The following is a 12,734-nucleotide window of genomic DNA, read 5'->3' as shown; positions in this document are numbered from 1 at the left end:
CTAACGCGCGTTGTGGATGCCCTCAGCGAGCGACTCGGCCTTAGCTGCAAGATCTTTCAAACCTGCAGCTGGTTCCTTTGCAGTCCGATCATCATCGTTAAGCAACGTGTGCACGAGTGCAGAGCCCACGATGACACCGTCGGCGTACGCACCAACCTTTGCGCCCTGCTCAGGAGTAGACACGCCAATGCCAACGCACACGTTCTTCGCGCCAGCTTTGCGAGTACGTGCAACGAGCGTCTCTGGGGATGCGTCGATGGAAGCACGTTCGCCAGTCACGCCCATGCGAGCAGCAGCGTATACGAAGCCACGAGCGTTACGAGAAACTACTTCGAGACGCTCATCAGCCGAATCTGGCGACACCAGGAAAATGCGGTCAAGGCCATGGCGGTCGGAAGCTTCAATCCACTCCCCTGCCTCATCTGGGATCAAATCCGGGGTGATGAGACCTGCGCCACCAGCGTTCTCAAAATCGCGGGCGAAACATTCAACACCGTAATGGTAGATAAGATTCCAGTAGCTCATGATAAGCGGCACACCGCCAGCGTTTGCCACAGTTTCAACGGCCTTGAATACGCCATGAATGCTTTCGCCATTGTTCAGTGCGATCTGGCTAGCGGCCTGAATGACCGGACCGTCCATCACCGGGTCGGAGTACGGCAGGCCAATTTCGACCGCGTCAACGCCGTGTTCGACCATTGTGCGCAATGCATCAAGCGAAACATCCGGGTTCGGGAAGCCGTACGGCAGGTAGCCGATGAATGCCGGCTTGTTTTCAGCTTTGAACGCGTCAAACATCGCCTCGGTACGGCTGGGCTTGTGGCTAATGCCGAGAGGCTGACCGGACGGTGTAGTTGTAGTGTTTGCAGTGTTCGTCATAATGTCGTTCTCCTCGATCCTCAGGCCACGTTATTGCCGTGCGCGCCGGTGACGTCAAGTGCAGCTGCCTGCTCGTCAGTCAGATAACCAAACCACTTGCCAGCGGTGGCCATATCCTTGTCGCCACGACCAGAAATGTTGATGATCATCACAGCCTTGTCGTAGCCCTTCGCCTTCAGATCAGCAGCGGCCTTGTATGCGCCAGCAACTGCGTGCGAGCTTTCGATAGCCGGGATAATACCTTCGGTCTGGCTCAGATCGCGGAACGCATTCATAGCTTCTTCATCGGTAGCCCAGCTGTAGTTCACACGGCCAATATCCTTGAGCCATGCGTGCTCTGGGCCAACGGACGCGTAGTCGAGGCCCGCCGAGATCGAATACGTGTCCAGCGTCTGGCCTTCATCGGTTTCCAGCAGGTAGCTCTTAGCACCCTGGAACATGCCCAGCTGGCCAGTGCCTGGTGCGAAACGAATCGCGTGCTTGCCGGATTCAGGGCCGTTGCCACCGGCCTCGTAGCCGTACAGGTTCACGCGCTCGTCATCGAGGAATGCGTTCATTACGCCGATGGCGTTCGAGCCGCCGCCGACGCACGCGCAGATCGCGTCCGGATGATCAATACCGTACCAATCGCGCAGCTGCTCCTTGGCTTCCTCGCCGATGATCTTCTGGAAGTCGCGAACCATCGCCGGGAACGGGTGAGGACCAGCAACTGTACCGAGCAGGTAGTGGGTGTCCTTGACGTTGGTAACCCAGTCGCGCAGCGCCTCGTTGATCGCGTCCTTGAGGATACGATCGCCGAGCGTAACCTCCACGACTTCTGCGCCGAGCATGCGCATACGGGCGACGTTGAGCGCCTGACGACGAGCATCAATCTGACCCATGTAAATACGGCACTTGAGGCCGAGCATCGCGCACACGGTAGCAGTAGCCACACCGTGCTGACCAGCACCAGTCTCAGCGATCACGCGCGTCTTACCCATGCGCTTGACGAGCAGCGCCTGGCCAAGCGCGTTATTGATCTTATGCGCACCGGTATGGTTAAGATCCTCACGCTTGAGGAAAATACGCGCGTCAAGACCGGTCTTAGCCTTAACGAGTTCCGCGAAACGAGGCGCCTCGGTCAACGGAGACGGGCGGCCGACATAGCGCTGCTGCAGCGTCATGAACTCCTTGTGGAATTCGGGATCTGCCTTGGCCTCATCGTAGACGCGTTCCAGCTCGTCCAACGCGGTAATCAACGCTTCGGGCACATAACGACCGCCGAACTGACCCCAGTACGGTCCCTGATGTTCGCTTAACGGAGTGGTTTCAGATGCTTTCACTCTTGCTCCTGCCTTTACTAGTCGTTCCACTGCAAGTTCATGATCGGCAGCCGTAGCTACGCCTTCTCCCACCAGCACCGCATCGGCCCCAGCACGACCATAGTCCTCGACCTCAACAGCGCCGAACACGCCAGATTCAGCAACGCGAATTACGTCATCGGGCAGATTGGCAGCCAATTCGTTGTATTTATTGACATCAACTTTAAGATCTTTGAGATTGCGCGCATTGATGCCAATGACCTTTGCGCCAGCGGCAATCGCGCGTTCGATTTCTTCGCGCGTATGCGTCTCTACAAGCGCTGTCATGTTCAACTCGTGTGCAAGATCAAGCAGATGCTTCAGTTTTTCATCATCCAATGCAGCAACAATCAGCAGCACTAGATCAGCACCGTGAGCGCGTGCCTCAAAAATCTGATAATCAGTAACAATAAAATCCTTGCGCAATACTGGAATATGTACTGCAGCGCGAACCTTGTCGAGATCATCAAGCGAACCAAGAAAACGACGTCCCTCAGTGAGCACAGAAATAGCGCTTGCACCGCCCGCCTCATATTCGCGAGCTAGCGCCGCCGGATCAGGAATGTCGCTCAAATGACCTTTGGACGGAGAAGCGCGCTTAATTTCGGCGATCACCGGGATGCCATCTGCGCGCTTAAGCCATCGCTTCGCATCGATTGGGGCCGGAGCTGCCAATGCAGCCTTCCGCACATCTTCGAGCGATACGATGCTTTCACGGGTACGCTGATCTTCCAGTGCGCCCGCTACCAATTCGTCCAAAACCGACATGATCCTCCCTTAAGTGTGTGGTCGATCATGCGTCACTGTAAGTCAGCGAGCTTGCCCAGCGTTCATACTGTCCTACATTCTGGGCGGTTCCCTTATCAATAGAGTCAATAGCCCGTTATGTGCAATTAGCGCAGTTCAGGATCAGCAAACCTTCGATTGTCCAATAATGGCAAAGCAACTCGCGCAGATTCGAGAACATCGCGGCGTAGTAACGCATCAATCATGCTCGCGTTGGCATCATCGGCTTGTGCGATAACGTTACCCATTGGATCAATGATGCGGCTTAAACCAATATTGCGGTTACTGACTTCGCTGCATGCCAACACATAGCACGTATTCTCCACTGCTCTTGCTGCAGTCATCAATTCCCAGTGCCGTTGTTTATATTCACCGCGTACCCACGCGGCGCTTACTGCAATCACTTCAGCGCCACGCGCCGCTAATGACCTTGCCATTTCGGGGAAACGTACGTCGTAGCATGTCATTACGCCTACGCGCCAGCCGTCAATATCTACAACTGGCGGCAGTTCATCTCCGGGGCGCACCATATCGGATTCACGGGTTGCAAACGCGTCGTAAAGATGCAGTTTGTCATACGTGTACGCGATCTTGCCACCGCTCACTACAACAAACACATTAGAAACCCGACGATCAGGTTCGCCTGCTGCCATGCGCCCCGGCATATCAGTAGGCAGTGTGTGCCGTACGTTGTGTACTGCATTCGTTCCTTCAGGCAGGATATGAATCGTACCCATGAGGGTGATGCCGTGCATAGCGCTGATCCGCCGTAGTTTACGAACGAAAGGGCTGTTCATTGGCTGTGCATGCTCAACAGTACAACGATCATCATTGCCGTCACGAGCAATCAACCCTTCAGGTAGCAGCAATAAGCGAGCTCCGCGACGTGCAGCTTTGGATGCATAGTTATCGATGATATTGAGGTTATGTTCCGGGTCGCGCTGAACTGTGAATTGTGCAACCGCAACCTGCAAATATGCAGTCTGTTCCGAAGTGAAGTTGCTGTATCGGTCGAGTCTTGTTATAGGCGAATCGAACATGGTCATGCCACGAACCATAGCATGCGTATCAACTGCTAGGGCTGTATTTGAGCCCGTACTATACACAGTTGTGCATGCTACGGCGCGGCGCACATCCCCATTCGTGAAACTCAGCGACCGTAGAACAAACGTTCTACAATATCGCGGCATTTACGCATTGCTCCCAGCAGATCATTTTCAAAGTGCTGGCCTCGATGCGCGTCATAGCCGAGATACACAGCAATACCGCCAAGCGAGTAGATATCGTCAGGAAGAATGTCCGCCTGCGTAACACGTCCATTCCACAGATAATTGCCATTACGCGCTGCTGTGCACATACGCCACGTTTTGCGCAACAACATCGCATCAGCTTTGTCAATAAACCGACGACGTTCAAGCTCATCAAGCGCTTCCAATGTCGAGTTCAGCCGCAGTGACGCATTGTCGCCTGCATGCTGCAATTGCAGCAGTTGCACGGTCCACTCCACATCTGACAAGCCACCTTTGCCGAGCTTTAAATGCCGTTCACGACGTACGCCACGCGGCAGACGTTCTGCTTCCATACGAGCTTTGAGCTTGCGAATTTCGCCCAACTGAGCGTCAGTGAGTGGCTGCACCGGGTAGCGCAGTGGGTCCGCGATTTCGTGCAGAAAATCTTCCGCCAATGTGCGGTCACCAGCAGCGTATCGTGCGCGCAGCAACGCTTGATGCTCCCATGTGCTTGCCCATGACGTGTAGTATTCCCGGCATGAAGCGTACGAGCGAATAAGCGGACCATTCTTACCCTCGGGTCGAAGATCAAGATCCACTTCAATCTTTGGCTCAAGCGTAGTCGGCCCCTGCAATATCTGACGCAGTACATCGGTTACTTTACGAGCGAACACATTAGCTTGCCCATCGTCAGCGCCTTCAACTGGACGATACAGGAGGATCATATCCGCGTCGGAGCTGAAATTGACTTCACGACCGCCATATCGTCCCATCGCAATTGCTGCGATCGTTGCCGGCGCACTGGTAAGCTGCATCTGCGCTTGTTGCCAGCGAATCGACCATGTTAGTGCTGCTTCGATAATCGCGTCGTATACATCAGTCATGCCTTTGAGGCAAGCGTCATCATCCATCACGCCGCTCATCCACGCCAGGCCAATTCGTTCGATTTCATGACGGCGCATTGCGCGCATTGAAGTCGCAAAATCATTGATATTCTGCGCATTACGTGCCAGCGATGACTCGCATTGAATATCCAAGCTAGCGCGTGTGCGTGCCACAAGCTGTTCGTCATGCCCTAGCCAAGTAACTGATTCAACTGATTTGTTGAGCGCGTCGCCAAGAAAACGCGAGTTGGACAAGATATGGCATAAGCGCTGTGCAGCTGATGTTGAATCGCGCAAGAAGCCCAGATACTCACTTTCTGTACCAAAGCGTTCTTCAAGCTTGCGCCAATTCAGTAAGCCCATATCAGGATTTTGCCCCTGACCGAGCCATTGAAGTACAGCCGGTAGCAAAATACGATTGATTTTCGAAGCGCGAGAAACGCCAGCTGTAAGTGCTGCAACATGACGCATAGCAGCCTGTGGATCTTCAAATCCGATTGAAGCGAAACGTTCTTGTGCGGCTTGCTCAGTGAGGGCAATGTCGTCGCCGTCGCTTGTAGCAGCGATCGGCAGCATTGGACGATAGTAGATATCCATGTGCAGGCGGCGTACTTCGCGCCTAGTCTCGTCATATTTGGCGACAAGTTCTTCAGGGTGCATGCGGAATGCGCGCGCAAGACGACGCAGCTCAAGATTCTGATTGAGCTGTTCAACGTTAATGTCTCGTTTGCGCTCCAAACCGCCAAGATTTGCAGCTCCCATGTCAGGAAACAGATGCGTACGTTTCAATGCCCACATCTGTTGACGATGTTCCATGACTCGTTCAAAACGGTAATCCCATGCGAGACGGGCAGCTTGACGGCGCGATACATAACCGCCGTCTGACAAGCGTTGTAAGGATTCCAACGTCGAACTCGTGCGTAACGTTTCATCGGTACGTCCATGAACAAGCTGCAACATTTGCACGGTGAATTCAACGTCGCGCAGGCCTCCACGACCAAGCTTGATTTCACGGTCTTTTAAAGGCGCTGGAATAAGGTCTTCCACACGTTTACGCATCTGTTGACAGTCGTACACAAAGTTGTCGCGCTTGGAGGCGCTCCAGACAAACGGTCTCGTCATAGTCATGTACGATCGTCCAAGTTCGGGATCGCCCGCAACTGGTCGCGCTTTCAACAGAGCCTGAAACTCCCAGTTTTCCGCCCACTGCTCGTAATACGCTTGATGCGATTCCAATGTACGCACTAGCGAGCCATCTTTGCCCTCGGGGCGAAGTCCACCGTCAATCTGCCATAGTGTTGGTTCTGCAACGCCCATGATCACAGACTGGCATACACGCTGCAGCAGCGTGCCCATCTTCGTACCAATGCGATACAACAGTTGACGACTAGTGTTTTTATCCGCCGGCTCAACAACATAAATGAGATCTACGTCTGACACATAATTGAGCTCTTGCGCGCCGAGCTTGCCCATGCCAATAATCGCAAAGCGGCAATGCTCGCTGCCATCAACTTCATGACGTGCAATGGCTAACGCACCTTCAAGTGCCGCATCAGCTAGATCAGATAATTCGCTACTAATCCGCGGCTGCAATGCAATCGGATCGTCCGCGGTCGTATCCTGCGCAATAATCGCCGCCAACTGTTTGCGGTACGAACGCCGCAGCGCCGTAGTTGCTTCAGCGAGCGGCATCGATGAACATGGATGATCTTCGTCAGCAGGATCAGCACCAATCGCCTCCAACACGTACGCGCGGCGTTGTGCTCGATTAAACAAGTGACTATTGCAATGATCTACTGCTGCAGCTTCCACTAAGTCAGGGCGGAATCGCATGAGTTTGCCCATTGCATCGGAGACGCCAAGCACAGCAATGAGACGCCTAAACGACTTATCGTCAGGCATAACACCGGTTATCTCATTTCCTTGACTTACCAGCGCATTAACAATATCAACGAGATTGCGCAACGCAACATCAGGATCGCCAACTCGCTGTAGGGCATCAAGCAATAACTCGAGTTGGCTGTGATCACATCCATTAGCAGCAAGAGATGCAAACATCGAACGTGCACCGTCAAGATCCTGCAACCCCGCGTGGATTAACTCACGTGCACTTGCCTCAAAGTTTCCCGTAGCAACCATACGTTCCAATGTACAAGATCATACGGGTCTGCGTGCGCATGTACCAGAATTTATATGCTTCTATTCGGTTCGCACGAACGTAACAGTTACCTGCATTGTCACTATCCTCCAGCGAGCAACAATACGAGTACAACGCACTTGGCGGCCTGCTTATGTTGTGTAAAGATAACGCACAACATAAGCAGGCCGCCAAGAAATGCGGTCATTCAGAATTTCCAGAATCACTGCTCCAAATTATTACTAAACAACGGCTGGACGTCATGCCAAATACGTCGTGCAGTAGCCGCACGATTCATCGTATACAGGTGAATACCATCGACATCGTTAGCCACAAGATTCGTGATCTGCTGAGCCGCAAAATTGATACCGGCTGCGCGCAACGACGGCAGGTCATCACCCCATTTATCAAGCATCGCGGTCACAGCTTTAGGAATACGCGTATTGTTCTTCGACGCCATCGAATATACCGACTTCGCGGAAGTCACTGGCATAATACCTGCTTCAATCGGAACAGTAATGCCCGCAGCGCGTGCTTTTTCCAGAAAACGATAGAAGTCAGCATTGTCATAAAACAGCTGAGAGATCAAATGCGAAGCGCCAGCATCAACCTTTGCTTTGAGATGAATAATGTCCTCATCCAATGACTCTGACTCCGTATGACCTTCCGGATAGCAGGCAGCGAGGATTTTCAAATCTGGTTTACGTTCACGAATGTACGTGATGAGATCACTGGCATGATTGAATACGCCAACCGGCTCACAGCCATCAAGATGATCGCCACGCAGTGCCAGGACGCCACCAACTTTCGCTTTTTCAAACAGGTCTAGAGCCTCGTCAATACGCTCAGTATCGGAGTACAGCGCTGTCAGGTGAGCTACGGTGGGAATCTGGTAATCCTGGCGAATCGTATTGGCAATACGCGCTGTAGCGGTACGATCAGCATGCGTACCATGCCCATAGGTCACCGAAATAAAGTCAGGTTTAAGGCCTTCAAGGCCGTCGAGCGCATCATAGATTGTGCCAATCGGAGCGTCACGCTTCGGTGGGAAAACCTCGAGCGAAAAAATCGGTTTATGCATGGTTGATGCTCCTTGCCATAACTGGCTTTGCAATGAACTTAGGAAGGCTCCCCTTGCCAGCGTGAAGCGTCGATATCGACGGTCTTCACCCTAGCAAGGGGAGCCAATGTGTACACGCAGAATGTACGTATCAGGCGAGGCGGGCGCGCACTGCCTTGGCAGCAGCCACCAAATGCTCGAGGCTCGGCCATGTTTCGGCGTTGCCACGAGTCTTCAGACCGCAGTCAGGGTTAATCCACACCTTTTCGACGTCCATCTTCTTGAGGATTTCGCCGATACGCTCTTCGATTTCCTGCTCGGAAGGAATACGCGGCGAGTGGATGTCGTAGACGCCCGGGCCTGCCTCGGTCTCGAAGTGTGCATCGTGGATCGCGTCGAGCACCACCAGATCGCCACGAGATGCTTCGAAGGAGATCACGTCAGCATCCATTGCGTCGATGTCGCGGATGATGTCGTTAAACTCCGAGTAGCACATGTGCGTGTGAATCTGCGTAGTCGGCTTGACGCCAGAGTGCACGAGACGGAATGCCGGAATAGCCCAGTCGAGATACTTCTTGTGCCAGTCGGTCTTGCGCAGCGGCAGCTTCTCGCGCAGTGCGGCTTCGTCGATCTGAATGACCTTGATGCCGGCGGCTTCGAGGTCGAGCACCTCGTCGCGAATCGCCAGCGCAAGCTGCTGAGTCTGCTGTTCGTGGGTGATGTCTTCACGCGGCCAAGACCAGTTGAGGATGGTGACCGGACCGGTGAGCATGCCCTTCATGACGTGGTTCGTGCGGCTCTGCGCGTATGCGGACCATTCGACGGTGATCGGCTTGGCGCGGGAGACGTCGCCCCACACGATCGGAGGCTTGACGCAGCGGGTGCCGTAAGACTGCACCCACGCGTTCTTGGTGAACAGGAAGCCGTTAAGGTTCTGGCCGAAGTATTCGACCATGTCGTTACGTTCAAATTCGCCGTGAACGAGAACGTCGAGACCGATCTCTTCCTGGTGCTTGATGCAAGCGTCGATCTGAGCCTTGATGAACTCGTCGTATGCTTCCTTGGTGATCTCGCCCTTGCGCAGGCGAGCACGTTCAGCGCGGATTTCCTTGGTTTGCGGGAAGGAGCCGATCGTAGTGGTTGGCAGCAGCGGCAGGCCAAGCACTTCGCGCTGTTCCTTCTGACGCTCAGCGCGGGCTGGCTGACGCACGAAGTCTGCGTCAGTGAGCTTAGCGATACGCTCTGCAACGGCAGGGTCAGCTGCAACACGCGTACCGTCGAACAGCGCCTGGTTAGCAGCAAGTTCAGCGGATGCCTTCTTCACATCGTCGTCAGCATCGGCCAGCTTAGCGATCTCGACCAGTTCGCCGACCTTTTCGACAGCGAACGCGAAGTGCTTGAGCACAGCTGGGTCGAGTGCGGTCTCACCTTCGGTGCTGAACGGTACGTGCAGCAGGGAGGATGCGGTGGACACGGCCACGTTCGGGGTGACCTGCTTGAGTGCGTCGATCAAGCCGAGGCTCACGGCGTAGTTGTTGCGCCAAATGTTGCGGCCGTTAACCACGCCGGCGAAGATCGTCGTCGCGGAGTTGACGCCGTACTGCTGGACGGCAGCAAGATTCTCATCCTTGCCTTCGTTCAGGTCGAGGCCGATACCGTCGAAGCCGAGCAGGTTAACAGTCTCGTACACGTCGGCAATGTGGCCGAAGTACGTGTTGAGCAGCACCTTAACCTTGCCGTCACGAGCCGGCAGGATCTTCGTGTACAGGGTCTTGAACAGTTCGACGTCGCCCGGCTCCTTGTCGAGCACGAGGTACGGCTCGTCGATCTGTACCCATGCAGCACCAAGCTCAGCGAACTTGGTGAGCACTTCGGCGTACACAGCAGCAACCGCGTTCACCAAGCCCTTGTCGTATTCGATCTCCTCGGCCTGATCGTTGCGAGCGAGCTTCAAGAACGTGTACGGGCCGATGAGCACCGGCTTAGTGTCGATACCAAGCGCCTTGGCCTCGTTGAACTCATCGAACGGCTTAGTGCCGTTGAGCTTGATTTCAGTGGACGGCTCAATTTCTGGCACGAGATAGTGGTAGTTGGTGGTGAACCACTTCTTCATTGGCAGAGCGGTCACATCACCCTTGTCGCCCTGATAGCCGCGGGCCATCGCAAACAGCGTTTCTTCCGGGTTTTCGAAAGCGAGACGCTTGTAACGCTGCGGGATCACGTTGAGCAGGATTGCCGTGTCCAACATCTGATCGTAGTAGCTGAAGTCATTGCTGGGGATCAAAGCAACACCAGCGTCAGCCTGCAGCTTCCAGTGCTTGGCACGCAGCTCCTTGGCAGTGCCGCGCACATCGTCGAGAGAAGCGGCGCCCTTCCAATACGCTTCGATGATCTTCTTCAGTTCACGATTCTGTCCGATGCGGGGAAACCCCGAGACGGAAGTGAAAGCAGGCATGAATCCTCCAATAAGTCGACAGTAACCCGCTCAGACTATCAAACTTCACCGAAACAGAGGTCATCAGCCGCGCTAGGGTGTCGTTATAGACGGTATTTATAACGGCACTGCATAGCTATCACATATTGTTAATCAAAATCTTTAGGCGTAAGAACAGCAAGCAGCTCAACCTCATGCACTTGCCACTTGGAAAACGGTACGTCAGAGCCGAAAATAACCATGCTGGCCGGTGATAATCCTAAATTAAGACGGTCTAAATGACGCGCATCTGAATCAGCGGAAGCAAGCCATTGACTTGCAATCGATACGGTCGGCTCATGGCCAAGAATCATGAGAACCCGGTTATTATCTCTTGTGGAAGCAAGCTCATCAAAAATCGCTTGCATACCACCATCGTAGAGGCTCTGCCGGTAATCAACCTTCGGATCGTCGCCAAACGTTTTGAGCATTTTATCTAGTGTTTGGCGCGCGCGTGTAGCACTCGAGCAGACAATACGATCAGGGACTAGTCGCATATCGACTAATCCTTTAGACACTGTCTTCGCTTGTTTTGCACCTTTGTCAGTGATTTCTCTCGCAATATCGCCACCGCTATTAAACGGTTCTGTTTTTGCGTGACGCATAACGATCAACACATGATCGAATGCTTTCGCACTCTTGGCAATCTTGCCGAGTTTTACTGCCATGATGCCCCTTTTTCAATGCGTCACGAGCCGCCCCCATAACGCTGCACTTATTATGGCCGACGAAGGTGAACTGTCCACCCGCGTGTTGCATCTTTCTCGCGGTGAGACGAATTATTCTTTTCGCTATACGCGCCTATCATCGGCCATCAGCCAGTTCGCCATGGTAATTCAGCAGTTTCGCAAACCACTAGCACACTAAAGCTGTGAAACTTGGGCGTCTAGATCGCGCAATACTTTACGAAGCTTGCGATCGGAAATATCACGCAATTCAAGATCTTCAAGCTGCTGAGCGCGCTCATCATCGGTCAGCGAATCAATGTCAGTAGTCGTATCCTTAGTAATTCGATCGCGCTTTTTGAGCGCAGTAAATCCTTCTGCCATTGCGCGAGCAACAACAAGAAAACCGGTATGACCGATCATCTGGTGATCTGGGCGCACGGCCAACCCTTGCGCTTTCCAACTCCGTTCAAGCGTTTCTTGAATATCTGGCTCAGTCCAATGCCCGGATTCACGCAATGCTTCGACCAGTCGCGTCATCTGCGTAGTAGTAGTGATATAGCAGATGAGCACACCACCTGGGGCAATTACGCGATACGCCTGTTCGAGCCGATTCCACGGATCGAGCATGTCAAGCATAATGCGATCGAATTCGTGTTCAGGCAAAGTTGCCGCTACTGAATCAAAATCGCCAGTTTTCAAATCCCACCATGCTGGTTTTTCGCCGTAATACAAGGTTGCGTTTGCTTCAGCCACACGCGCAAAGTCAGGGCGCAGCTCAATCGTAGTAAGATGACCGTTCTCCCCCACTGCGTCAAGCAAATTAAGACTCATTGCACCAGAACCAGCACCGGATTCAAGCACATTGAATCCACGTCGAATGTCACCCAGCTGGATTACTTGCGCAATATCCTTTGGGTACATGATTTGCGCGCCGCGCGGCATTGACAGTACATAGTCAGCCATGCGAGGGCGCATAACTGCATAATTCCAGCCGCCAATCGCACGCGCTGCCTTCCACGGTTTACTAGCGTCACGTTCAGGATGCACTTGGTTGACTTGCGCTTCTCGCTTTGCAGTAACCGTGGTAATAACCACGCCTTCTGTTTGACCAATAACATCATCATGCAAAATCAAACCATGCTCGGTTTGCGTGGAGCCGCCGGCAACCAGCTGGTCGGTGATCTTCTTACCCTTGCGATCAGTAAACTGTACTTTTTCGCCGGCGCGCAATACTCCGCGACGTTCCTGCATGATGAGTTTCTCCTTATGATCACATTC

General features: G+C 53.5%; 8 protein-coding genes. All 8 read right to left on the bottom strand.

Translation table 11 applies throughout. From position 1 onward, the window contains the following. Positions 1-879 (bottom strand): tryptophan synthase subunit alpha, encoded by an 879-nt coding sequence (gene trpA, locus D2E25_RS00580; protein WP_125979118.1) that lies wholly within the window; start codon positions 877-879, stop codon positions 1-3. Between the two features lie 20 nt (positions 880-899). Further along, on the bottom strand, positions 900-2,987 hold the full coding sequence (locus tag D2E25_RS00575; RefSeq protein WP_125979117.1) for a bifunctional indole-3-glycerol phosphate synthase/tryptophan synthase subunit beta: 2,088 nt from the start codon (positions 2,985-2,987) through the stop codon (positions 900-902). 125 nt (positions 2,988-3,112) lie between these two features. Continuing rightward, the gene (locus tag D2E25_RS00570; RefSeq protein ID WP_125979742.1) at positions 3,113-4,045 is read right to left on the bottom strand and encodes a nitrilase-related carbon-nitrogen hydrolase; all 933 of its coding nucleotides are present in this window, start codon (positions 4,043-4,045) and stop codon (positions 3,113-3,115) included. A 110-nt stretch (positions 4,046-4,155) separates the two neighbouring features. Further along, positions 4,156-7,257 carry a bifunctional [glutamine synthetase] adenylyltransferase/[glutamine synthetase]-adenylyl-L-tyrosine phosphorylase gene (locus D2E25_RS00565; protein ID WP_125979116.1) on the bottom strand — a complete coding sequence of 1,034 codons (3,102 nt, stop codon included), beginning with the start codon at positions 7,255-7,257 and terminating at the stop codon, positions 4,156-4,158. 221 nt (positions 7,258-7,478) lie between these two features. Then, a complete protein-coding gene (metF, locus tag D2E25_RS00560; protein WP_125979115.1) occupies positions 7,479-8,336 on the bottom strand; it encodes a methylenetetrahydrofolate reductase [NAD(P)H] in 858 nt (285 codons plus the stop codon). Positions 8,337-8,466: 130 nt separating this feature from the next. Then, entirely contained in the window at positions 8,467-10,770 is a 2,304-nt protein-coding gene (metE, locus tag D2E25_RS00555; RefSeq protein WP_125979114.1) for a 5-methyltetrahydropteroyltriglutamate--homocysteine S-methyltransferase, read from the bottom strand. A gap of 128 nt (positions 10,771-10,898) precedes the next feature. Continuing rightward, a complete protein-coding gene (locus D2E25_RS00550) occupies positions 10,899-11,456 on the bottom strand; it encodes a SixA phosphatase family protein (RefSeq protein ID WP_125979113.1) in 558 nt (185 codons plus the stop codon). 195 nt (positions 11,457-11,651) lie between these two features. Continuing rightward, positions 11,652-12,707 carry a tRNA (adenine-N1)-methyltransferase gene (locus D2E25_RS00545; protein ID WP_125979112.1) on the bottom strand — a complete coding sequence of 352 codons (1,056 nt, stop codon included), beginning with the start codon at positions 12,705-12,707 and terminating at the stop codon, positions 11,652-11,654. Positions 12,708-12,734: the final 27 nt, after the last annotated feature.

The organism is Bifidobacterium goeldii, from assembly GCF_003951095.1.
GTDB classification, from domain to species: Bacteria; Actinomycetota; Actinomycetes; order Actinomycetales; family Bifidobacteriaceae; genus Bifidobacterium; species Bifidobacterium goeldii.
This window is presented reverse-complemented; position numbering and strand designations above follow the sequence as displayed.

Bases quoted from the DNA above. Each gene is read 5' to 3' on its own strand.
- trpA (WP_125979118.1), bottom strand. From the start codon at position 879: ATGACGAACACTGCAAACACTACAACTACACCGTCCGGTCAGCCTCTC.
- D2E25_RS00575 (WP_125979117.1), bottom strand. From the start codon at position 2,987: ATGTCGGTTTTGGACGAATTGGTAGCGGGCGCACTGGAAGATCAGCGT.
- D2E25_RS00570 (WP_125979742.1), bottom strand. From the start codon at position 4,045: ATGTTCGATTCGCCTATAACAAGACTCGACCGATACAGCAACTTCACT.
- D2E25_RS00565 (WP_125979116.1), bottom strand. From the start codon at position 7,257: ATGGTTGCTACGGGAAACTTTGAGGCAAGTGCACGTGAGTTAATCCAC.
- metF (WP_125979115.1), bottom strand. From the start codon at position 8,336: ATGCATAAACCGATTTTTTCGCTCGAGGTTTTCCCACCGAAGCGTGAC.
- metE (WP_125979114.1), bottom strand. From the start codon at position 10,770: ATGCCTGCTTTCACTTCCGTCTCGGGGTTTCCCCGCATCGGACAGAAT.
- D2E25_RS00550 (WP_125979113.1), bottom strand. From the start codon at position 11,456: ATGGCAGTAAAACTCGGCAAGATTGCCAAGAGTGCGAAAGCATTCGAT.
- D2E25_RS00545 (WP_125979112.1), bottom strand. From the start codon at position 12,707: ATGCAGGAACGTCGCGGAGTATTGCGCGCCGGCGAAAAAGTACAGTTT.